Genomic DNA, 21,809 nt, shown 5'->3' on the forward strand with positions numbered 1-21,809 from the left:
TGCCAATGTGTCAAGGCGCGGATGCTGGACCGTGGCGTCCTTTGCGTTCGCGCGCGGCTCTGGTCGTTGCTGCTGTTTTGTATGTCTGCAGGGCCGACAGGCAAAGGGCGCCATCATGGCGCCCTTTGCTTGCATGACCCGCGGGTCTGCTTACGGTGCCGAAGGCTGTGCCGGTGCAGCGGCAGGTGCAGCCGCCGGTGCCGCTGCCTGCCAGCCACACATCTGGCCTTCGTTCTGCTGCTTCAGCCATTCCTGCAGCGGTGCGAAGTATTCCAGCATCGGGCCGGCGTCGAGCTTCTCGGTGCCGGTCAGTTCCTTCAACGTGGCCTGCCACGGCTGGCTGGAGCCCTTGCTCAGCATGGCCCAGAACTTCTGCCCGGCTTCCTTGTTGCCGTAGAAGCTGCACTCGTTGAGCGGGCCGGTGTAGCCGGACGCGTCGCACAGGCCCTTGTAGAACTGGTACTGCAGGATGCGCGCCAGGAAGTAACGCAGGTACGGGGTGTTGCCCGGCACGTGGTACTTGGCACCGGCGTCGAAGAACTCCTCGCCGCGTGCGCTGGCCGGGGCCACGCCCTGGTACTGCGCCTTCAGTTCCCACCACTTCTGGTTGTACTGGTCCGGCTTGATCGAGCCGTCGAACACGCCCCAGCGCCAGCGGTCGATCATCAGCCCGAACGGCAGGAACGACACGCCCGACATCGCCATGCGCATCTGCGCATTGATGGTGGCTTCGCGGCTTTCCTGCTGCGCGCCGACCAGGCCGATCGAGTTGAGGTACTTCGGCGTCATCGCCAGCACGATGGTGTCGCCGATGGCTTCGTGGAAGCCGTCGTTGGCACCGCCCTGGAACAACGGCGGCAGCGGGTTGTAGGCCAGGTCGTAATAGATGTGGCCGAGCTCGTGGTAGATGGTGGTGAAGTTTTCTTCGTTCGGGGTGATGCACATCTTGGTGCGCACGTCCGGGCCAACATCCTTGCCGTCGCCGCCCATGTTCATGTCCCAAGCGCTGGCGTGGCAGACCACGTTGCGGTCCAGCGGCTTGATGAACTGGGTGTTCTGCCAGTAGCTCTCCGGCAGCTTGGGCATGCCCAGCGAGACGTAGAAGTCCTGCGCGCGCTCGGTCATCTGCCGGGCGGTGACCAGCTCGGCCTCACGCTGTGCCTTGAAGCGGCTTGCCGGATCGCTGCCGCCAGCCTTGGCCAGCGCAGCGCTGAGGTTGGTCTGGTACTGCTTTTCCAGCGCGGCGGTGATGTCCAGGCTGCCCGCGTTCGGGTACGGCGCGGTCATGTCCCACAGGTTGCTCCAATCCTGCTGCCACATGTTGCCGGTCAGGTGCGCGGCAATCATGCCGCCGCCCACTTCGGCCTTGTCCTTGCCGTATTCCTTGTCCAGCTTGGCGCGGGTATAGCAATGCACCTGCTCGTACAGCGGCTTGACCTGCTCCCACAGGCGGTCGGTTTCCGGGCCAACCTGGTCGGCCGGCATGTCGTAGCCGCTGCGCCACATCTGGCCGGCGTCGGTATAGCCCAGTTCGCGGGCACCTTCGTTGACCAGTTCGACGAAGCGCTGGTAATTGGCGCGCGACGGCACGGCGGTGGACTGCCAGCCCTGCCAGGCATCGAGCTGCTTGTCGTAGTCGCGCGAGGTGGCCAGCACCTTCTCAAGGTCGCCCAGCTGGCGGCAGTTCTTGTTGTCGCCTTCGCCCACGCAGTAGGTGCCGGCGCCGTAATCGCCTTCCAGCTTGGTGGCGATGCCGGCCAGTTCGGCCAGCTTCTGCGGGTCGCGCGGGGCGGGCATCGAGGTCATCAGCTTGAGCAGGCTGATGGCGCGCTTGGTGTCGGCGCTCATCGGCTGGCCGTCGTACTTGTTGGCCTGCTCGATCCAGCCATTGAGCACGGTCAGCCAGCGCTCGTTGGCCTTGGCCGCGACGCGTGCGGAATCGTCATTGATATAGGTGGAGGACAGCCACTGCGCCGAGGTCATCTCCGGGTACATGGCCTTGTACTCGGCATTGACGCGGGCGATGAACTGGTCGGCGCTTTCGACCGGTGCGGCCTGGGTGGTGGCCGGCTTGGCGGTTTCGGTGGCGGCGTCCTTTTTACAGGCAGCCAGCGAGAGCACGGCCACGCCAATGGCGGCGGCCAGGACCAAATGACGATTCTTCACAGCAGACCCCAAGATGTTAGTACGGCGAAGGCTAGTGGGGCGGCGGCCGGGCCGCAAGTGGGGAAAGCTCAGCGCTTGAGGGCCATCAGCACCACGCCGCCACCGATCATGGCCAGTCCCAGCCATTCGCGCCATGCCAGGCGCTCGTGCAGGAAGGCGACGGCGAACACCGCCACCAGCACCACGCTGAGTTTGTCCACCGGCGCCACCTGCGCGGCCGGGCCGCGTTGCAGGGCGCGGAAATAGCAGACCCAGGAGGCGCCGGTGGCCAGTGCCGACAGCACCAGCCAGGCAACGGTGGGACCGGGCAGCTGCAGCGGATTGCTCCACTTGCCGGTGGCGGCGACAAACATCGCCAGCACCACGCTGATGATCAGCGTGCGCAGCAGCATGGCCATGTCCGAGTCGATGTTCTGCAGGCCGAGCTTGGCAAAGATCGCGGTCAGCGCCGCGAAGACTGCGGAGAGTAGTGCCCAGGGAAGCCATTGCGGGAAGGTGGCCATGGAAGCTCCTCGTTGGGGGCAACACGCTATTTGTGGGAGCGGCTTGTTTGTAGGAGCGGCGTAAGCCGCGAAGCTGACGGATCATGACAGCAACGTAAAGCAAGCAACTGCAACAGCTCCCCCCATCCGCCCCCCGCCTTCGCGGGGGCAGGCTCTTCGGGCATCCCCGCCTTCGCGGGGACAGGCTCTTCCCCCGCAAGCGGGAGAAGGAGGACTGCCAAATCCCTCAAATCAATCCATCACCCCGCACACCCGGCGAATACATCCCGGGATCGGTCATACACCGACGTCTGCACCTGCATCAGTCCAAGCACCGAGGGGAACAGGTTGTCCTGGTCGCTGCGCTGCGCAGCGCGATGACGCACGCAGCTCATGTCCAGACCGCGGTCGGCGGCGAAGCCCGGCGAGAACCACATCACCATCGGGACGCGGGTCTGCTCTTCCGGTGCAATCGCGTACGGCACGCCGTGCAGGTACAGCCCCTTTTCGCCGAGCGATTCGCCGTGGTCGGACAGGTAGATCATTGCCGTGTCGTAGTCGTCCATGCCGCGCAGGGTGGCAATGGTGCGGGTCAGGAAATGATCGGTGTAACGGATCGCATTGTCGTAGCTGTTGACGATGTCCTCGCGGCTGCACTTGCCCAGGTCCGCCGTGTCACAGGTGGGTGCGAACTGGCGGAACTGCGCCGGATAGCGTTGGAAGTAGCTCGGGCCGTGATTGCCCAGCTGGTGCAGGACAAGTACGCGATCGCCGGGCTTGGCACGGACCTGCGTGGCGAGATTTTCCAGAAGAATTTCATCCATGCAGCGGCCATCGGCGCACAGGCCCGGTGTGGTCGCATCGTCCAGGCGCTGGATGTCCAGCCCCTCGCAGACGCCCTTGCAGCCGGACTGATTATCGCGCCACAGCGTGGCGATGCCAGCGTGCTCCAGCACGTGCAGCAGGGACTGGTGGGCGCGGATCTTCTTCTCGTCGTAATCGTGGCGGCCAAACGGCGAGAACATGCACGGCAGTGAAACTTCGGTGCTGGTGCCACAGGAGTGCATGTCCGGGAAGTTGATCACGCCGGTCTGGGCCAGTTCCGGGGTGGTCTGGCGGGCGTAGCCGTTCAAGCCCCAGTTCTGTGCGCGCACGGTTTCGCCGACCACCAGCACCAGCAGGCGTGGCTTGCTGCCCGCAGCGCGAGGAAGGGCCTTGGCGTCGGTGCCCAGCGGCAGTTTGGGCTGCTTCTGCATCGGGCTGGCACTGGCGAGGTTCTGCTTCAGCGCGATCAGGTAATTGACCGGCGTGGCCAGGTAACGCACCTCGCGGTGGTTGCGCATCAATGCGGAGATATTCTGGAACGAAAGCATCGTTCCGGCACCGCCTGCCACGATGACGCCAAGCAGGAAGGCAATACGCCACAGCAATGTGCGCGACCAGCTGCGCTTGCGCAGCCGCACGCGCCACAGCAACAGGGTCGGCAGCAGGCCGTAGCCGAGCAGTGGCAGCAGCAATGCCGGCGTCATCAGCTCGCGTGATTCCTTGTGGTCGGTGGCCAGTACATTGCGCAGCATGTCCGCGTCCAGATAGACGTTGTAGCTGTTCATGTAATGGGTGGCGAAGGCGGTGGTGATGAACAACACCGTCAGCACGACCTTGGCATTCCAGCGCCAGACCAGCAGGCCGAAGAGGATTGCGTGCACGCTCACCAGCAACGCAAACAGCGACACCGCGAACAGGATGCTGCTCGGGTTGGTGGCGATCGCGCTGCGCCAGAACAGGGTGTTGCAGACCAGTGCGAAAAACACACTGGCCAACAGGATCAGGGCCTCGGTGCTGATCTCGGGGCGCCAGTTGCGCAGGCGCGACCAGGAGAACTGCACTCTGGCAGGGCGGGGGACAGCGACGCTCATGCGTTCTCTCCAAGGGTGCCAGGAACGGCGGGCGACAGGGATGTGGTTGATGCAGATGCCGGGAACAGCCACAGATAGAGGGCAGTGGCGACCAGCCAACTGATCGTCAGGGACCACAGGTCATGCGAGGCAAAGTGGGCGCCACGCAGTTGCTGGGCCAGGCCGAACACCATGCCGACCAGCAGGGCAACGCTCAGTGCCGGCCAACGCCATTGCGGGCGCACCTGCAACATGAAGAAGAACAGCGCCACCCAGGCGTAGCCCGAACCGGCATGGCCGGCCGGGAAGCAGGCGGCATGGCCCAGTGCCACCGGGCGTTGCTCGAACAGGCCGATGAAGGGGCGCAGGCCGCCATAGCGTTCCAGGTCCCAGGGGCAGTCCATGTGGGTCCAGGACTTGAGCAGCGCGATGATGCTGGTGGATAGCGCCACCGAGGACAGCAGGAAGCCCAGCGGCCGCCGCAGCGGCCGCCAGCGCACGTCGACGCAGCTGCGGATCAGCGCGAGCATGACCAGCAGCGCGACAAACCAGGTCAGGTTGCGGCCGCCCTTATGGATCAGGTGGCTGGTCCACCATGCGTTCTTGTACAGCCATTCGCCGCCCTGCCAGCGGAACAGCTGGTCAGCCAGCCATTGATCGCCATTGCCGGCCATCAGCAGCAAGCTGCCGAGGGCGGCGAACAGCAGCGGCAACAACACCGTACGTGCGACAAAGCTCAGGCGGCCGCGCTCGGCAACGGGTTGCAGGGTGGTGGTCGTGGGCGGTTGCAACATGGAGCAGGGGCACCATCAGGCTGGGTGCGGCCATGCTGTGCCGGCTTGTGTCGGAGACCGGTCGGAACGTTGTCGTTATTTTGTCAGTGCTTCAGTTTCGTCGCGGGCATGGTTACGACGCCTTGATCGTAAGAGCGGCCATGCCAAAGAGGCATGGCCACGCCTGTGCAGGCTTCGGTGCGCCGGTGTCAGCAAACCTGCCTCGATGGGCTGGCGTCAATCGCCGTCGCTTTCCAGTGCATCCTCGCCACCGGCGACAACACCATGGGTCCTGGCAACGCAGTCCGCACGCAGGGCGGTGCCGGGCAGCAGCTGCCAGTTGTTGCGATTGGCACTGCCGATGTCGATGATCTGGCTGCGATCGGCACAGGGCGACATGGCCTTGTCCAGCACGAACAGCCAGCGCCGCTGCGGATCTTCACTTACCCATCGCGCCGCGTCCTCCCATTGCTGGGCGAGCGGGCGTTTGAAGCCGAAATCGGTGGCCTGGGGGTCGGTCTGCAGCAGGTTCTGTTCGCGCCAGGCCACCATGCCAAGTTGTGCATCCGGGCCGATGCGCTCGCGCACCTTGCCCATCACCAGCGATGCCGAACTGTAAGGATCAAGTGCGGGCATCGCGCCCAGGCCGTACATGGCCCAGAGCAGCACCGTGCACAGCACCACCGCCAGCCCCGCGCGGCGCAGGCGCAATGTCACTACCAGCAGCAGCGAGGCGGTACCGAAGCCAATCAGCCACCAGCCGACCTGCGGCAAGACCCACGGATCGATCGCACGCTTGACCGCGTTGCGCTGGGCCCAGCCATCGCCATGGACGGCGCCATAGCCGACCACCAGGGTGGTCATGGCCAGCAGCAGCACGTACAGCAACAGCAGCCAGCGCACGCCGGTGCGTCGCAACAGGCCTGGTAGCAATGGGGCGGCAGCTACCGCCAGGGCTGGCAGCATCGGCAGGATGTAGACCTCGCGCTTGCCCGGGCTGGCACTGAAGAAGAGCAGTACCAGCAGTGCCCAGCCCAGCAGCAGGAGGTAGCGTGGATCGGCACGGCGGCAACGGCGCCACCAGGCTGGCAGGAGCCACGGTGCCAGCAGGCTGCCCGGCAGCCACAACGTCGCCATCACCTGCAGGTAGTACCAGAACGGTTGGTGATGGTGCCAGGCGTTGGCGTAGCGGGTGCCGGTCTGCTTGAACAGCAGTTCTTTGGCATAAGACTGCAGGTGCGGCTCGGGGTTCTGCAACAAGGCAATGGCCAGCGGCCCGAGCCAGATCGCTGTGCCCGCCAGAAAGGCGGGCAGCAGCAGCCACCAGCCCCAGCTGCGACCCGGGCCTGGGGCCTGCGGGTGACGCCAGCGCCAGGCCATCCACGGCAGCAGCATCAGCAAGGGCAGGAAACCTACGCCCTTGGTCACGGTGCCGGCGCCGGCTGCGAAGGCTGCCAAGGCCAGCGCCCACCAGTTCGGGCCGAGCAGCAGATGCCGCACCAGCCCCCATAGCGCCAGCGTGGTCATGCCGACCAGCACCATGTCGATCTGCGCACGTTTGGCCATCAGCCCGAGCTGGATGCAGACGAACAGCCCGATGACCGCATAGCGGGCGATCTGGCGGTTCCAAAGCCGCCGGCTCATGTCCCAGGTCAGCCACAGGGTGAGCAGGGCGGCGAGCAACGAGGGCACCAGGAAGGACAGGTTCCAATCGCCGATGAGCTTGTAGGTGGCGGCCTGGATCCACATGAAGGTGGCCGGCTTTTCCGCGTAGAGCTCGCTGCCGCGGTGCGGCAACAGCCATTGCCCGGTCTCGACCATATGCCGTGCGGCGAGCACGAAGCGAGGCTCGTCCGGAGGTTGCGGCGAACGCATGCCGAGCCCGGCGAACAGGCTGGCGATGACCAGCGCGATCAGGATGGCGAACCACAGTCTGTTGGACGAAGAGCGGGGCGGATTCGGGCGCACGGAGGGCTCGGTAGCGGAGACTGGCGGGATGATGCCGCAATTGGCGTTGGAAACACGTCGAAACCGGAATGGCGAGTGGTTGCAGCGCGTTCCGACGACAATTCGACGGCAGCGGCGCTAGGATACGTCGGTAATGCCTCGGCCCGGGGCAGCAAGGTCATGCCCGCATGCGGCTGCTGGTCATCGAAGACAATCGCAATCTGATCGCCAACCTGTTCGATTATTTCGAAGCGCGTGGGCATACCCTCGATGTGGCCCCGGACGGCATCACCGGCCTGCACCTGGCCGGTACCCAGAACTACGATGCCATCCTGCTGGACTGGATGCTGCCACGTATGGAAGGGCCGGAGGTGCTGCGCAAACTTCGCGAGGACTTCCGTTCCGAAGTGCCGGTGATCATGCTCACTGCCCGCGACGAGCTGCCAGACAAGATCACAGGCTTCCGCGCCGGCGCCGATGATTACCTGACCAAGCCGTTCGCGCTGCCGGAGCTGGAAGTGCGCTTGGAAGCGGTGCTGGCACGCACGCACGGGCGCAATCCGCGCAAGCTGCTGGAAGTGCACGATCTGCAGCTGGACCTGGCCACGTTCGAGGCGCAGCGTGGTGGACAGGTGCTGCACCTGTATCCGGCCTGCCGCAAATTGCTGGAAGTGCTGATGCGGGCCAGCCCGGCGGCGGTGACCCGGGACCAGCTGGAATATGCGCTATGGGGCGACGAACCACCGGATGGCGACATGCTCAGGTCGCATATCTATGAGCTGCGGCGTGCGGTCGATGGCCCGTTCGAGCAGAAGCTGCTGCAGACCCTGCCGCGTGTCGGCTACCGCTTGTCCGCGCCCGCAGCGGCCGTGCCGTCATGAAGCGGCGCACACTGCGCCGCAAGCTGCTCGGCTGGCTGGCCGCGTATGTCGCGCTGGTGACGTTGGCGGTGTTCAGCGCGGCCAACTATGTGCACGAACATGCCGAGCACGCGGTGTGGCGCTCGCTGCTCAATACCGAACTGGACAGCATCATCGGCCAGATGCGCATCGACCCCAGCTACCATTGGCAGGATTCGGACACGTTGCGTTTTTACGCGGCACAGCAGCCAGCAGGCATCCCGGAAAGCCTGGCCGGGCTCAAGCCGGGCTTGCATGATGGTGCATTGCTCGATGGCAAGGACACGGCGGTAATGATCCGTGATACCAGCGATTTCGGTCGGGTGGTATTGGCCTTGGATATCTCCGACTTCGGCGAACTTGAACACTTCGTCACGCGTTGGGCATTGCTTGCAGGCGTGGCCTTGTTGCTGGTGACCCTGCTGATGGCCTGGGTGGGCATGAACCGCCTGGTGCGGCCCTTGTCAGTGCTCGCACAGGACATCGCCATGCTGAGTCCCGAGCGTCGCCGGCAACAGGTGCGGGTGGACAAGCGTGGTAGCACCGAACTGGAGGTGATCGCCGGTGCCTTGAACGATTACCTGCAGCGCAACGAACATTTCGTCGAACGCGAGCGCGCGTTCATCAGTACCGCCAGCCATGAGCTGCGTACGCCGATCGCGGTGATCACCGGTGCCGCCGAGCTGGCGCTGGAGCAGCCGGGGTTGCCGGAGAGGGCGCGCCAGCAGTTGCTGCGCGTGCGCAATACATCGACCGGCATGGAACAGTTGATCCAGTTGCTGCTGGTGCTTGCGCGTGACCCGGCCAAACTGGCCGCGATGAGTGAACTGGTAGCCCTGGATGAACTGTTGCCGGAAATCATCGAAGACCATCGCTACCTGGCCAAGGGCAAGGAGCTGGAACTGGTGCTGCTGGAACGTGCTCCGTGCCAGCTGCTCGCGCCGCTGGCGGTGGTGCAGGCGGCGGTTGGCAACCTGCTGCGCAATGCCATCGAGAACAGTGATCGTGGCGTGGTAAGACTCGGCATATCCGCCAATGCCGTGTTGACCATCGATGATCCCGGCCATGGCATGAGTCCGGAAGAAGTTGCGCAGGTGTATGCGCGGATGACCAAGGGCGAGCGCAACCCTGGCGCTGGAATTGGCCTGGACCTGATCGCGCGCTTGTGTGATCACCTGGGCTGGAAGCTGGAGATCCATTCGCAGCCGGAGCGGGGCACGCGGGTCACCCTGGATATGGGGAGTTCCAGGCCGCGCTAGGAGCGCATTATCTGTAGAGCGCAGCCATGCTGCGCTGGGGCTTTACCGGGGAAGGCTCCTGCCGAGCATGGCTCGGCACTACAGGCTCACGGTGGCAATAGCTCGCGCTCGATCAGCCAGCGCTTTGCATCGTCGGCGTCCTGCTCGAACCAGGCCTGGGTCGAACCCAGGCGGTAGGTGTAGCCCCAGCTGTCCATGTCGGCCATCAGTCGCGCGCTGCCTACGCCCGGCAGTTGCCCGGCCAGCACGATCTGCAGGTAGCAGGTGGCGTCTTCCTCGGGGACCGAGTCGGTGGCATCGGTATGCACCTGCGCGCGCCGCTCGGGTGGCAGCACGATCAGGTGGCAGGATTCGTGCAGCATCGAATGCACCGGCGTGTCATCGCGTACATAGACGTCGCAGGCGATGATGCCGGCCTCGGGCTCGCCCCAGTAACTGCCGGGAATCTTCCCGCCTGCGGCAACATGGTTCAGGCGCAGGCCGTGGCGTGCGAGCAGGTCCGCAGCGTCGGTCCAGCGGATATCGCCAACGCACAGCACGGGCTGGGTTGGTTCGTTGGCAGGGCTTTCGTTCACGGGCACTGGAGTCCCGGCGGCCGTAGCCGCCGGAATCTGATCACTTGTCGTCGGGCAGGGCCACGGAAATGTCGAGCACGTCATTGGCGCCATCCTTGACCAGGTCGACCTTGACCGCATCGGCGTCGATGTTGACGTACTTCTTGATCACTTCCAGCAGCTCACGCTGCAGCAGCGGCAGGTAATCCGGACCGCCGCGGGTGCTGCGTTCCTGCGCGATGATGATCTGCAGGCGGTTCTTCGCGGTTTCGGCGGTGGTCTTCTTCTGTCTCAGGAAGTCGAGCAGTCCCATGCTTATCCTCCAAACAACTTGCTGAAGAAGCCCTTCTTCTCCACGGTGGTGAAGCGCATCGGGCGCTCTTCACCGAGGATGCGGCCGACGGCGTCCTCGTAGGCCTGGCCGGCCGGCGACTCGGCATCCAGGATGACCGGTTCGCCCTTGTTGGAGGCGTTGAGCACGTCGCCGGATTCGGGGATGACGCCGATGGCCTTCAGTCCCAGTACTTCTTCCACGTCGGTGATGCTCAGCATCTCGCCGCTTTCAACACGCGAGGGGCTGTAGCGGGTCAGCAGCAGGTAGGCCGGCACGGCCTTGCCGGCTTCGGCGTTGGCGGTCTTGGAGTCGAGCAGGCCGATGATGCGGTCCGAGTCACGCACCGAGGACACTTCCGGGTTGACCACGACAACGGCGCGATCGGCGAAATACATCGCCAGGAACGCACCCTTCTCGATGCCGGCCGGGGAGTCGCAGATGATGAAGTCGAAGCCGTCGGCGGCCAGGTCCTTGAGGACCTTCTCCACGCCTTCCTTGTTCAATGCGTCCTTGTCGCGGGTCTGCGAGGCGGCCAGCACGTACAGGTTGTCGAAGCGCTTGTCCTTGATCAGCGCCTGCTTCAGCGTGGCTTCGCCGTGCACGACATTGACGAAGTCATATACCACGCGACGCTCGCAGCCCATGATCAGGTCAAGGTTGCGCAGGCCGACGTCGAAGTCGATGACGGCGACCTTCTTGCCGCGGCGGGCGAGGCCACAGGCGATGCTGGCGCTTGAGGTGGTCTTGCCGACGCCGCCCTTGCCGGAGGTGACTACGATGATTTCAGCCAAAGGATCTCTCCTGAATGTCGTTGTGAGCTGCGTCAATCCAGCGCAGCAATCATGATCTGGTCCTGTTCCAGCCACACCTGCACGGCCTTGCCGCGCAGGTTGTCCGGAATATCGTCCAGTACCTTATACCGTCCTGCAATCGCGACCAGTTCAGCGTGGAAGTCGCGACAGAAAATGCGTGCGCTGGTGTTGCCCTGGGCACCGGCCAATGCGCGGCCACGCAGCGTACCGTAGATATGTATGCTGCCGTCGGCGATGACCTCGGCACCGGCACCCACCGTTGAGAGTACGGTCAGGTCGCAGTTCTCGGCGTAGAGCTGTTGCCCCGAGCGCACCGTGGTCAACTGCATGCGGCCCGGCTGCGGTGCGGCGTCGGCGCTGGGCGACGCGGCCGGGGGCGCCGCCGCGGCAGTGGTGCGCTTGCTCTGCTTGGGAGCGGCGGCGGCGGCTGGCGCGGGCGCCGGTTCGGCTTCCAGCGGTTCGTACTGGGCGCGGAACTTGGCCAGTACCGGCAGGCCCAACTGCTGGGACAGGGTTTCTGTCTCGCTGGTGCCGTAGGCCAGCGCCACCGGCAGTACGCCCGCTTCGCGCAGGCCGTTGACCAGCTGCTGCGCGGTGGCGAGGTCCGGGAGTTGGCTCAAGCCGCCGAAATCCAGGATCACCGCCGCGCGGCCGAATAATTTGGGTGCACGTGCCACGCGCTCGCGCATTTCCTGGGCCAGGCGCTCCACGTCGAGGGTGCGGATGCGCAGGTTGGCAATGCCCACCTGCCCGATTTTCAGTTCACCAGCCTGTTCGTAATCCAAATTAACTGCCATCTCAGGTTCCGGTCGGCCGCTGTTGCAGCAGCCGGCGTGTGTTGCCTACCCACGGAAGGTCGGGCAGGTTGTCGCCATAGGTTTCTTTTACCCACTCGTAGCTGCACAGATCCTTGAGCAGCATGCTGGCCCGCACATCCACCGAGGGCATGGTGTTCTGGCCGACTTCGCGGAAACCGAAGCTGCCATGGAACAGCAATGCGGCGTCGGCGCCGTGGTCGAGGAATACCTCGCAGGCCATCTGCGGGTAGCGCAGCTCGGCGTAGCTCTGGGCATCGGCATAGAACGCACGGCCGACACCGCCGCCGCGGCGGCGGCTGGCCACCACGATGCGGTCGATATAGAAGAAGCTGGGGTAGCGCTGCTGGAACCAGGCGAAATTGCAGCTGTCATGGGCACTGTTGCTGCCGTAGCCGACCAGGAACCCCGCCATGTTGCCGTCGCGTTCGGCAACCCGGAAGTATTCGGCGGTTTCGTAGAAACGGCGGAGCTTGGCTGCATCCAGCGGGAGAATCGCAAGACCAGCATTGTTGTTCAGTGCCAGGACGGAATCGAGCTCGTGCTCGCGCACGTCGCGGATAACAATCGACATTGTGACTCCGTGGGGTATCGCGGTCGGCCCAGAGGGCTGTGGCGCGATTATCGCATGGGTGGCACGAGCCGGGCGAGCCACGCGCCACGGTTGCCATGCATGACTTCCGAGGGAGGGCGCCGGGGCGGCCGGGTCCTTACCATGCACGGATGTTGGGATACCTCAGCCATACCCGCGTCCTCCGCCTGGCCGGCCTGTTTACCTGGGCCCTGGTCAGCCTGCCCCTGGTCTACACCCAGTACGCACCGGAGGAGGGCGTGCTGCAACCGGCCGCCGGCGAGGCGGTCTGGCTGTTCGTGGCCTACCTGACGTTCGGTGGCTGCTACTTCTGGCTGACCCGCGGGCTCAATGCCGCCGGCCACACCAGCTGGTACGACCGCCTGGCACTGCTGCTGCTGACGGTGTCGGCGCTGGTGGTCAGCTACCTGTCCGCCACTGGCCTGGGCAGCATCCTGATGATGGTCGCGGCCGGGGTGATCCCGTGGCTGCTGAGCCGCTGGGTGGGTGTTGTCTGGCTGGTCCTGAGCCAGCTGGCGGTACTGCCGGTCTACAACCTGATCCTGGGCCTGCCGCTGTTCGAGGCCTTGCTGCAGTCGCTGTTGTACGGCGGTTTCTCGATGTTCATCTTTGTCACGAGCCTGGTGGCAAGGCAGCAGACCCAGGCGCGGGAGGAGCAGCGGCGCTTGAATGCTGAACTGCGCGCTACCCGCTTGTTGCTGGCCGAGAGCGCCCGGGTCAATGAGCGCACGCGTATTTCCCGTGAATTGCACGACCTGCTCGGCCATCACCTGACCGCGTTGAGCCTGAACCTGGAAGTGGCCGGGCACATCACCGAGGGCCAGGCGCAGGAGCATGTGCGGCAGGCACATACCTTGGCCAAGCTGCTGTTGACCGACGTGCGCGAGGCGGTCAGCCAGCTGCGCGAGAGCGGCGCGATCGACCTTGCGGCGGCGCTGCGGCCCTTGACCGAGCGGGTGCCATCGCTGGATATCCACCTGCAGATCGAGGATCCGTTCAGTGTCGAGGATCCCGAGCGCGCCCATGTACTGCTGCGCTGCACGCAGGAGATCATCACCAATGCGGTACGCCATGCCGGTGCCCGCAATCTATGGATCAAGGTGGAGCGGGACGCGGCCCAGGTGGTCATCAGTGCGCATGATGACGGCATCGGCGGCGATTTCGAGGAAATAATGCCAGGCAATGGCTTGCGCGGCATGCGCGAGCGGCTGGCGCAGTATGGGGGCGTGCTGGATGTGTCGGCACGAAGCGGTGAGGGTTTCCGTCTTCGCGCCAGCCTGCCGCTGGTTACCAATATGATGTTGGCCTCAGGGCCGCAAGGAGTGCATTGATGATCCGTGTCTGTCTGGTCGACGACCAAACCCTGGTGCGGCAGGGCATCCGTTCGTTGCTGGCGCTGGACGACGGCATCGAGGTGGTCGCCGAGGCCACCGACGGGCGCCAGGCGGTGGAGATGATTCCGCAGGTGCAGCCCGATGTGGTGCTGATGGACATGCGCATGCCGGTGATGTCGGGGCTGGAGGCGCTGCAGACGCTGAGCCGGGCCGGTACGTTGCCACCATCGATCATCCTGACCACCTTCGATGATGATCAGCTGGTGCTGGCCGGGCTCAAGGCCGGTGCCAAGGGCTATCTGCTGAAGGATGTGACCCTGGAGCAGCTGGTCGGCGCCATCCGTACCGTGGCCAATGGCGGCTCGCTGGTGCAGCCGGCGGTGACCCAGCGCCTGCTGTCGGGGCTGGAGCACATGCGCAATGAGTTCGTCAGCCTGGACCGGCCGGATCCGCTGACCGATCGCGAGACCGAGATCCTGCGGCTGATGGCCAGCGGTTTTTCCAACAAGGAGATCGCCAACTCATTGGGTGTGGCCGAGGGCACGATCAAGAACCACGTGTCCAATATTCTTTCCAAGTTGGGCGTCCGCGACCGTACCCGTGCCGTACTCAAGGCCTTTGAACTGCAACTGGTGTGAGCCACAGGCCGCACGGTGGCTGTCCGGCCCGCATGAATGCGCCACCGGGGTTCGCCGCGGGGCGGGCAGGCGGTGATCGGGGAAAAGTTGCCTGCAGTACTGGTGCTGGACACCTCGGACGGTGGAAAATAGCGCGGCTAAGGCGTTATACAGCCCCAGCTATCGGGTGAAGGCGCGTAGGGTTGGTGGTTGATACGCTACCCTGCGGCCTATCGATGAGATAGCGCATTCTGGTAATGGAAACCGGCATGCCAAATGTGGTGAACAACCTGCGAAAAGCCTGATAGGATGGGGGCTTCGCTTCAATCAACCCGGCCGTGGGATCGGCCCCGGAGACTCCTGAATGACCCGTATTATCGAGTTCCTGATCGCTTTGGGGATCGTAGCTGGCCTGTTTGTCCTCATTGGCGTGTGTCTGCCGGGCGAACGCCACATTACCGAAAGCATCGAAACCAATCGCAAGATGACGATCGTGTATGACACGGTCAACAGCCTGCGCCGCTTCAAGGATTGGAATCCGCTGGTGCTGCGCGACAAGGCCGTGGAGCTGAAGTTCAGCGGTCCGGACGCCGGCAAGGGCGCACGCATGGACTATTCCTCCAAGGACCTGGGCCAGGGCAGCTGGCAGATCACCGATAGCGAGAAGAACAAGCGCGTCGTGATTGCCATTGAAGACCCGACCCGCGGTACCGACAAGGTGACCTCGTTCACCCTGGAGCCGACTGGCAAGAACGACCGCAACGTCAAGATCACCCAGGACTACAGCGTCAAGTACGGCTTCGACCTGTTCGGTCGCTACGCCGGCCTGTACGTCAGCCGCCACATCGGTGACGACCTGAAGCTGGGCCTGTCGCGCATGGCCAACATGCTGGCCTCGGTGCCGAACGTTGACTACGCCGCTGCCGAAGCCCCGCTGACCGATCTGAAGGTTGTCCAGGTGCCGGCCGAGAACCTGCTGGTGGTCAACGCCGGCAACATCGACCGCAACAACGACGCCATCCAGAAGTCGATCGACGACAACATGGAGTGGATCAAGCGTGCGATGGATGCCAATGGCCTGGTTGCAGCGGGTCCGGTGCGCATCGTCACCACCGATTTCGGTGCTGAAAAGTACGCCTTCGACGTGGCTCTGCCGGTTCGCAAGGGCAGCGCTGCTGCACCGGCTGCCGACAAGGCCGCTGACAAGAAGGACGGCGAAGCTGCTGCCCCGGCCGTCGCTGCCACCCCGGCTGCTGCCGGTGATGCTGCCGAGCTGAGCGTCAAGATCCCCGCGGGCAACCCGGTGACCTACGTGCACGCACCGGCCCACCGTTCGGCATTTGCTTCCTACACCGGCCACATGGCTGGCCTGGACCTGGCCCGTAACGGCCTGCGTGCCTGGGCTACCACCACCGGCAACGAAGTTGTTGATCGTCCGTATGAGTCGTGGAAGGGTGGTGTGGCCAAGGCCTTCACCGTCGATGGTTCCTACGACCTCTACTGGGCGGTCAAGTAATCATCGGGTTGTTGTCGATGATCTGATCGAGAAAACGCGCCGCTTCCAGCGGCGCGTTTTTTTTGTGCAAAGCGTTTGCAGGATTGATGGGAGAGCGAGATGTTGGGAGTGGAACGGCGTGCGCGTAAGCCCTCGTTTCTTGCGTTCTGTGGTGGCTTGTTGGCGGCGGCGGCGATTGGTTTGTCGGCCTACGCCTCACATGGCGTGAGCGAGCCGCTGGCACAGTCACATCTGAATACTGCGTCCTTGTATGCATTCGGCCACGGGGTGGTGCTGGTGGGCCTGGGTGCTTCTTCGGTGAACCAGTTGGGCCGGGGGGCCCTGTATGTATTGCTGCTGGGGACGTTGTTGTTCTCCGGCAGCCTGGTGGGCAATGTGCTGATGCATTGGCCCACCCGGTTGGCGCCAGCCGGTGGCATTACCTTGATGGGCGGCTGGCTGCTGCTCGCACTCAGTGCCTTGCGTCGCTGAGCCATGCCCCGCTACCGGCGCGGTTTCGATATCGATGAGGCGCAGGCGCACCTGCAGCGGGTGGACAAGCGTCTGGCCAGCTGGGTGCGCCGCGTTGGACCGTTGCCGGCGCCGCAAGGCTGGGCGCGTTCGTTCGACCCGGTAGATGCGTTGGCGCGGGCTATCCTGTTCCAGCAACTCAGTGGCAAGGCTGCCTCGACGATAGTTGGACGGGTGGAAGCGGCGATTGGCAGCAAACGACTGCACGCTGCAAGTCTTGAACTGATTGATGACCCGGGGTTGCGTGCATGTGGTGTATCCGGCAACAAGGCCTTGGCGCTGCGTGACCTGGCCCGGCGCGAGCGCGCGGGCGAACTGCCGAGCTTGCGGCAGATGTCGGTGATGGATCACCAGTCCATCGTCGACGCCTTGGTGGCAGTACGTGGCATCGGCCGCTGGACAGTGGAGATGATGCTGATGTTCCGGCTCGGCCGGCCTGACATTCTGCCGGTCGATGACCTCGGCATCCGCAAGGGCGCGCAGCGTGTGGACGGTGGCGAGACCATGCTGACGCCCAAGGCCTTGGCCGAGCGCGGCGAGCGTTGGGGCCCGTACCGCACCTGGGCCAGCCTGTACCTGTGGCGTATCGCCGACTTCAGCACCGATCCGAAGCAGAAGACCAATCGTTCGCAGGATTGAGCAGCACGGCAGTGCGCGTGGCTGCTTTTTGCAGGAGCGGCGTAAGCCGCGAAGCCAGTAGAGCGTCAGCACCGAGTTTCTGCCTACCAGGTCGCATCCGCCTCAGCGTCGAGCCGGGTGCTCATCTTGGTTGCGATTTTGCCCGGCAGCCCGGTTGCGTCAGCTTCGCGGCTTACGCCGCTCCTACAAGTCCGAAGCGCTGCGATAGCACCAGTGCCAGGGTTCGTAGACGATGCCGTGCGGGTTGTCGCGCGGGTAGCTCATGTGGAAACCGAAGCGCGCGGCGTGCTGCTGCAACCAGGCGAAGCCTGCGGTGTGTTCGAAGGATTCCTCGGCCGGCGGTTCGCCAGGCGCGCTGATATCCAGCGCGTTGCCACCGTGGTGTTCGCTGTAGCCAGGCGCGGCATTGACGGTGAGGATCTCGTCTACGCTCAGGCCGCGTGCCAGCTTGCGCTCGAAGATGCCGAGCTGATAGTCGTGACTGCGATAGCCGGAGATCGCGTCCAGGGCCACGCCATCAAGGGCTGCTGCCTGCTGCATGCGCTGCCAGCCGCGCGCTGCAGCACCGGTCAGCCACAGTGGACGACGGTAACGATCGAAGCCCGCCAAGCGCAGATGCGCCGGTTCGGCGACCAGCGGTAAGCCGGTCTGCGCCGCATAGGCATCGGCATCCAGGTTCAATTGCTGCAGGTGCAGATGCAGCTGATGTAACGGCAGGCTGCCGCTCGGCGGTGGAATGCGGGAGGACTGCGTGCGCAGGGCTTGCAGTGCGGTCAACGCAAAGTCGATGCCGGGGTCGTCCGCCAACCTGGCCACCAGGGGCATCAGTCCACCGCGCAGCTGCGCAGCCAGATAGCGCCCATCGCGCTTGCGGCGCAGTACGTGTGTTGCCCGGGACAGCACCCGGGCGTCGTCGCTGCTGCGCGCGCGCAACAGGCCACCGGGCCATATCTCGATGTCCGGTGTGTTGATCAGGATGTGGGGAGCATTGCGCATGCGCGCAGCTTAGGCCCGTGCGCCGTCGGCGGCCAGTCGCTTGAGTTCATCCAGCAACGCGCGCGGCTGCTCGGGGCTTACCAGCACGCAGTTGCCATCGCGCAACGGGATCACCAGTACGCGGCTGTCGTCGGTGATCAGGCAGAAGCCCTTGCCGCCATCCTTCATGTGGAAGTGCCCGGCGCGAAAACCGGGAAACTGGAAGCCGTTGGATTTCATGCCCGGTTTGAAGTCCGGGTTTTCGGCGAAGTTGACGATGCGTGCGCGGTCCAGGCGCATCGAACTCAGCGGTACGCGCCGGGTGTACAGGGTGCTGGCAATGGTCAGTTGCTGGGCATCCAGGCGCAGCTCGCGGCGACGGTAGGCCAGCGTCAATGCGGCCCCAACCAAGGGCAGCACCAGCCAGCCGCCCCAGGAGTTGAACGACGTGGTGAACGGCAGCTTGCCGGCGAACAGGCGGATCAAGGGATCAATGCTCAGCACCAGCAGCATTGGCGCCCATAGCCAGAACAACAGCGAGCTGGTGGGTTTGGCTACCCTCAAGGCTGCATCGAACGCTGCGGCACGGGGCGCGGTGGTGCTCATGGCTGCGCCTTCAGCCAGTGCGCGATGTCGTTGATCATCGTGGCATCGACATGCCCCGGTCGCGCGTATTCCTCCAGCGAGCCCTTGCCGTCACCGGCGATGCCCAGGTGATTGAGGGCGGGGTAGTGATGGAAGCGGTAGCGATCGCCAGCCAGTCCCTGTTTCCAGCGTTGCCAATCGGCATCCACCACCTGGAAGTCGCGTCCGCCCTGCAGCAGCAATGCCGGCAGTTGGCTGTCGCGCACATCGGCGATCGGGTCGACCTGCTCCAGCTGCTGCCAGAAACGGCCGGGGGTATCCATCAGGCGTGCATCCGGGTTGCTGCGTACCGCCGCGATGGCCGCATCCAGTGCCTGCAGGTGGGCCTGTTCTTCGGTGGTGATGTTGCCATCCAGGCCGACCATGTAGCGGTTCTGTTCGGCCAGCAGGTCCAGCAGGGGCCGCGCGGGCGCCGCAAACAATACCAATCCTGCGAACTTCCCCTTGCTGGCCTTGGCAATGCGTCCGGCCAGCAGGCCGCCCTGGCTGTGACCGAGCAGATAGATACGGCGTGGATCAATGCTGGCAGTGCTGGCCAAGGCGGTGACCGCGGCGACGGCATCGTCGGTAGTTTCATCGTCGATGCTGAAGCTGCCCTGGAAATCCTGCGGCCTTGCGTGGGTGCGCTTGTCATAGCGCAGCACGGCGATGCCCTGCGCGGCGAGTCCGCGGGCGATGTCCAGGAACGGGCGATTGGGGCCGCTGCTCTCGTCCCGGTCCTGCGGACCGGAGCCATGCACCAACACCACGGCCGGGAACGGGCCTTTGCCCTTGGGCAGGGCAAGGGTGCCGGGCAGGCCTGCCTTGCCGGGTGCGCTGCCAGGTACGGTGAACGGCTGCTCGTTGAAGTTGGCATCGCTGGCGGGTGCGGCTGCCGGCGCGGCGGCTGCTGGCTGCAGCAGGAAGCCAGCAATCTTGTCGTTCTGGTCCAGGGCCACGCGCGCCTGCAGCTGCCCGTTGGCATAGTTCAAGGGAATGACGACGATGCGATGGCCGTCGGCTTCGCTGGTATGGGCCTGGCCACGCTGGCCTGCCGCGCCCATCTGCGCGGGCAGTGATTCCCATACCGCCTTGAGCTTGTCCGCGGGTACCGCGGCCTTCATCTGCGTGGAAAAACTGGCCTCCGCTTCGCTGTAGTGACCCGCGTCAAGCTGATCGAGCAGGCGCGTGGCCAGCGCTGCGGGTGTTTCCGCCGCCATGCCGGGCGCGGTGATGAGCAGTAGGGCGGTAGCGATCCCGGCGAGCCGCGCCTTCATCACTGTTCCTTCTTGAAGATGAGCATGGCCGGTGACAGCTGGCCGTAGTGCACCATGTTGACCAGTTCCCAGCCGAGGTTGCCTTGTTTGGTCAGCTCCGCCTGGATCTTCTCGGCGGTAGGGCCACCCTTGAGCATCGAGGCAGACAGTTCGATGGTGAGGTATTGCCAACGCTTGCTCATTGTTCTTCCTTGTCATCAGCTTTGGGTTTGGGAAGACGCCCGGCCTTGCGCAGGGCATCGCGGATCACATACTCGATCTGCGCGTTGAGGCTGCGCAGTTCGTCATCGGCCCAGCGCTGGGCAGCCGCCAGAACTTCAGCGTTGATGCGCAGCGGATAGGCCTTCTTCTCGCTCACCGGCGGGGTGCTCCGTTGTTGCCGCGACGCAGGTGCAGCACCAGCGAAATGCCCAATGCGTTGACCGCGACCACCAGCGCGATGATCACGCCGTAGGCGATGTTGCGGTTGTCGCCGGCCAGATAGACGCCGGTGGCGGCCACGAACATGCACAGCGCGATCAAGGCCCAGCGCAGCCCCATGCCGCGTGCGTGCGCGGTGCCAGGGCGTCCGCTCCATACCGCGAAGCAAAGAGCGGGGATGCCGGTGGCGGCGATGATCAGGGGGGCATAGACATTCACTACGGTTACCTCGTTACGTTGTTCAGTACAGCGAGCCAGCGTTGACGATGGGCTGGGTGCCACGGTCCGAGCACAGCACGGTCAACAGGTTGCTGACCATGTGTGCCTTGCGCTCCTCGTCGAGGGTGACGACGGCGTTCTTCTGCAGTTCCAGCAGCGCCATCTCGACCATGCCGACGGCACCGGCGACGATCTGCGTGCGTGCGGCGATCACCGCGCTGGCCTGCTGGCGCTGCAGCATGGCCTGGGCGATCTCCGGGGCATAGGCCAGGTGGCTGATGCGTGCATCCAGCACCTGCACGCCGGCATCGGCGAGGCGTTCGGCCAGTTCGTCCTTCAGGTGCTGGGAGATCTCGGTGGCGTGGCTGCGCAGGGCCAGCTGGCCTTCGGTGTGCTGGTCATAGGGATAGCTGGTCGCCATCGCGCGCAGCGCCGATTCGGACTGGATGTGCACGAAGCTCTCGTAGTCGTCGACGTTGTAGACCGCCTCGGAAGCGTCGACCACCTGCCAGACGATGACTGCGGCGATTTCGATCGGCGAGCCGTCCAGCTCGTTGACCTTGAGCTTGCCGCTTTCGAAGTTGCGCACGCGCTGGCTGACCTTGCGCTTGGTGTAGAAGGGGTTGTTCCAGCGCAGGCCGTTGTCCTTGACCGTGCCGACGTACTTGCCGAACAGGCTGATCACCGCCGCCTGGTTGGGCTGGACCATGTACAGGCCGGCGCTGAGGAAGATGCCCACGGTGATCAGCACGATGCCGGCCAGCACCAGCAATCCGCCGCCGCCGATGCCGTTGTTGGTGACGAACACCGCGCCGATGATGGACGCTGCGCCAGCCAGCATCAGCACGATGGTGCCGAGCAGGGTGGAGATGCCGGGGAGGGAACCGAGGGACTTCTCTTTCATGGCACATCTTCCGTGGTGGTTGGGTTGAAAGATATCAAATTGATATCAACATGCAAGCGTTTCTGGAGCGGCCCTCCCGCCGGGCCAGGAACCCGTAGCCCGGGCAAGCGCCAGCGCACCCGGGGAGTAGGCTGGCCCGCGATCGCCACGCTCGTTCCGCTCATTTCCCCGGGTGCGCTGGCGCTTACCCGGGCTACGATGTCCCCTCGCTGGGCGGCGTTGCCTAGAATAGGCACCCTCTTTAGC

At 64.6% G+C, this 21,809-nt stretch carries 24 protein-coding genes; 7 read left to right on the forward strand and 17 right to left on the reverse strand.

The features are described 5' to 3' along the window. Positions 1–150 precede the first annotated feature (150 nt). The 5 genes from ACVOLQ_RS03075 to ACVOLQ_RS03095 all read right to left on the reverse strand — a co-directional run bounded on the left by ACVOLQ_RS03075 (position 151) and on the right by ACVOLQ_RS03095 (position 7,284). Entirely contained in the window at positions 151–2,166 is a 2,016-nt protein-coding gene (locus ACVOLQ_RS03075; RefSeq protein ID WP_481527024.1) for a M2 family metallopeptidase, read from the reverse strand. A gap of 68 nt (positions 2,167–2,234) precedes the next feature. After that, a complete protein-coding gene (locus ACVOLQ_RS03080) occupies positions 2,235–2,669 on the reverse strand; it encodes an EamA family transporter (protein WP_481527025.1) in 435 nt (144 codons plus the stop codon). Between the two features lie 239 nt (positions 2,670–2,908). Further along, positions 2,909–4,564 (reverse strand): phosphoethanolamine transferase, encoded by a 1,656-nt coding sequence (locus tag ACVOLQ_RS03085; protein WP_481527026.1) that lies wholly within the window; start codon positions 4,562–4,564, stop codon positions 2,909–2,911. Next, complete coding sequence (locus tag ACVOLQ_RS03090) at positions 4,561–5,337, reverse strand: phosphatase PAP2 family protein (protein ID WP_481527027.1); 777 nt, start codon at positions 5,335–5,337, stop codon at positions 4,561–4,563. The genes ACVOLQ_RS03085 and ACVOLQ_RS03090 overlap by 4 nt, the downstream gene beginning before the upstream one ends. A gap of 216 nt (positions 5,338–5,553) precedes the next feature. Then, entirely contained in the window at positions 5,554–7,284 is a 1,731-nt protein-coding gene (locus ACVOLQ_RS03095; protein ID WP_481527028.1) for an ArnT family glycosyltransferase, read from the reverse strand. 167 nt (positions 7,285–7,451) lie between these two features. On the opposite strand from ACVOLQ_RS03095, the gene ACVOLQ_RS03100 reads away from it, so the two are divergent. After that, entirely contained in the window at positions 7,452–8,144 is a 693-nt protein-coding gene (locus tag ACVOLQ_RS03100) for a response regulator transcription factor (protein ID WP_481527029.1), read from the forward strand. Further along, positions 8,141–9,421 carry a sensor histidine kinase gene (locus tag ACVOLQ_RS03105; RefSeq protein WP_481527030.1) on the forward strand — a complete coding sequence of 427 codons (1,281 nt, stop codon included), beginning with the start codon at positions 8,141–8,143 and terminating at the stop codon, positions 9,419–9,421. The genes ACVOLQ_RS03100 and ACVOLQ_RS03105 overlap by 4 nt, the downstream gene beginning before the upstream one ends. Positions 9,422–9,507: 86 nt before the next feature. Here the strand turns inward: ACVOLQ_RS03105 and ACVOLQ_RS03110 are convergent, their stop codons facing one another. The 5 genes from ACVOLQ_RS03110 to ACVOLQ_RS03130 are packed head-to-tail and all read right to left on the reverse strand — an operon-like array spanning position 9,508 to position 12,510. Then, the gene (locus ACVOLQ_RS03110; protein ID WP_481527031.1) at positions 9,508–9,996 is read right to left on the reverse strand and encodes a hypothetical protein; all 489 of its coding nucleotides are present in this window, start codon (positions 9,994–9,996) and stop codon (positions 9,508–9,510) included. 40 nt (positions 9,997–10,036) lie between these two features. Continuing rightward, positions 10,037–10,288: a cell division topological specificity factor MinE gene (gene minE / locus ACVOLQ_RS03115; protein WP_282271139.1), complete on the reverse strand. Its 252-nt coding sequence runs from the start codon at positions 10,286–10,288 to the stop codon at positions 10,037–10,039. Positions 10,289–10,290: 2 nt separating this feature from the next. Continuing rightward, positions 10,291–11,100 carry a septum site-determining protein MinD gene (gene minD / locus ACVOLQ_RS03120; RefSeq protein ID WP_313172976.1) on the reverse strand — a complete coding sequence of 270 codons (810 nt, stop codon included), beginning with the start codon at positions 11,098–11,100 and terminating at the stop codon, positions 10,291–10,293. A gap of 32 nt (positions 11,101–11,132) precedes the next feature. After that, positions 11,133–11,918 carry a septum site-determining protein MinC gene (gene minC / locus ACVOLQ_RS03125; RefSeq protein WP_481527032.1) on the reverse strand — a complete coding sequence of 262 codons (786 nt, stop codon included), beginning with the start codon at positions 11,916–11,918 and terminating at the stop codon, positions 11,133–11,135. Position 11,919: 1 nt separating this feature from the next. Continuing rightward, a complete protein-coding gene (locus tag ACVOLQ_RS03130) occupies positions 11,920–12,510 on the reverse strand; it encodes a GNAT family N-acetyltransferase (RefSeq protein ID WP_303747064.1) in 591 nt (196 codons plus the stop codon). 149 nt (positions 12,511–12,659) lie between these two features. Here ACVOLQ_RS03130 and ACVOLQ_RS03135 point away from each other — a divergent pair, with 149 nt between their 5' ends. From ACVOLQ_RS03135 to ACVOLQ_RS03155, 5 genes are all read left to right on the forward strand, one after another. Next, the gene (locus ACVOLQ_RS03135) at positions 12,660–13,859 is read left to right on the forward strand and encodes a sensor histidine kinase (protein ID WP_313172978.1); all 1,200 of its coding nucleotides are present in this window, start codon (positions 12,660–12,662) and stop codon (positions 13,857–13,859) included. After that, positions 13,859–14,500: a response regulator gene (locus tag ACVOLQ_RS03140; protein WP_313172979.1), complete on the forward strand. Its 642-nt coding sequence runs from the start codon at positions 13,859–13,861 to the stop codon at positions 14,498–14,500. Before ACVOLQ_RS03135 ends, ACVOLQ_RS03140 begins: the two co-directional genes overlap by 1 nt. 343 nt (positions 14,501–14,843) lie before the next feature. Beyond that, positions 14,844–15,995 carry a polyketide cyclase gene (locus ACVOLQ_RS03145; protein ID WP_313493607.1) on the forward strand — a complete coding sequence of 384 codons (1,152 nt, stop codon included), beginning with the start codon at positions 14,844–14,846 and terminating at the stop codon, positions 15,993–15,995. 99 nt (positions 15,996–16,094) lie between these two features. Beyond that, positions 16,095–16,466: a DUF423 domain-containing protein gene (locus ACVOLQ_RS03150; protein WP_313172981.1), complete on the forward strand. Its 372-nt coding sequence runs from the start codon at positions 16,095–16,097 to the stop codon at positions 16,464–16,466. A 3-nt stretch (positions 16,467–16,469) separates the two neighbouring features. Beyond that, the gene (locus ACVOLQ_RS03155) at positions 16,470–17,144 is read left to right on the forward strand and encodes a DNA-3-methyladenine glycosylase family protein (RefSeq protein ID WP_313172982.1); all 675 of its coding nucleotides are present in this window, start codon (positions 16,470–16,472) and stop codon (positions 17,142–17,144) included. Between the two features lie 183 nt (positions 17,145–17,327). On the opposite strand, the gene ACVOLQ_RS03160 is transcribed toward ACVOLQ_RS03155, so the two are convergent. Genes ACVOLQ_RS03160 through ACVOLQ_RS03190 form a run of 7 tightly spaced genes read right to left on the reverse strand, consistent with a single transcriptional unit; the run spans position 17,328 to position 21,563 of the window. Next, the gene (locus ACVOLQ_RS03160; RefSeq protein ID WP_481527033.1) at positions 17,328–18,140 is read right to left on the reverse strand and encodes a M15 family metallopeptidase; all 813 of its coding nucleotides are present in this window, start codon (positions 18,138–18,140) and stop codon (positions 17,328–17,330) included. A gap of 9 nt (positions 18,141–18,149) precedes the next feature. Continuing rightward, on the reverse strand, positions 18,150–18,725 hold the full coding sequence (locus tag ACVOLQ_RS03165; protein WP_481527034.1) for a PH domain-containing protein: 576 nt from the start codon (positions 18,723–18,725) through the stop codon (positions 18,150–18,152). Next, positions 18,722–20,020 (reverse strand): alpha/beta hydrolase, encoded by a 1,299-nt coding sequence (locus tag ACVOLQ_RS03170; RefSeq protein WP_481527035.1) that lies wholly within the window; start codon positions 20,018–20,020, stop codon positions 18,722–18,724. The genes ACVOLQ_RS03165 and ACVOLQ_RS03170 overlap by 4 nt, the downstream gene beginning before the upstream one ends. Next, the gene (locus tag ACVOLQ_RS03175; protein ID WP_313172986.1) at positions 20,020–20,202 is read right to left on the reverse strand and encodes a DUF4177 domain-containing protein; all 183 of its coding nucleotides are present in this window, start codon (positions 20,200–20,202) and stop codon (positions 20,020–20,022) included. The genes ACVOLQ_RS03170 and ACVOLQ_RS03175 overlap by 1 nt, the downstream gene beginning before the upstream one ends. Further along, the gene (locus tag ACVOLQ_RS03180; protein WP_293711405.1) at positions 20,199–20,378 is read right to left on the reverse strand and encodes a type II toxin-antitoxin system antitoxin; all 180 of its coding nucleotides are present in this window, start codon (positions 20,376–20,378) and stop codon (positions 20,199–20,201) included. The genes ACVOLQ_RS03175 and ACVOLQ_RS03180 overlap by 4 nt, the downstream gene beginning before the upstream one ends. Continuing rightward, complete coding sequence (locus ACVOLQ_RS03185) at positions 20,375–20,659, reverse strand: hypothetical protein (protein ID WP_313172987.1); 285 nt, start codon at positions 20,657–20,659, stop codon at positions 20,375–20,377. The genes ACVOLQ_RS03180 and ACVOLQ_RS03185 overlap by 4 nt, the downstream gene beginning before the upstream one ends. Positions 20,660–20,681: 22 nt before the next feature. Beyond that, the gene (locus ACVOLQ_RS03190; protein WP_313172988.1) at positions 20,682–21,563 is read right to left on the reverse strand and encodes an SPFH domain-containing protein; all 882 of its coding nucleotides are present in this window, start codon (positions 21,561–21,563) and stop codon (positions 20,682–20,684) included. Positions 21,564–21,809: the final 246 nt, after the last annotated feature.

It is taken from the genome of Stenotrophomonas sp. STEN031 (assembly GCF_056759975.1).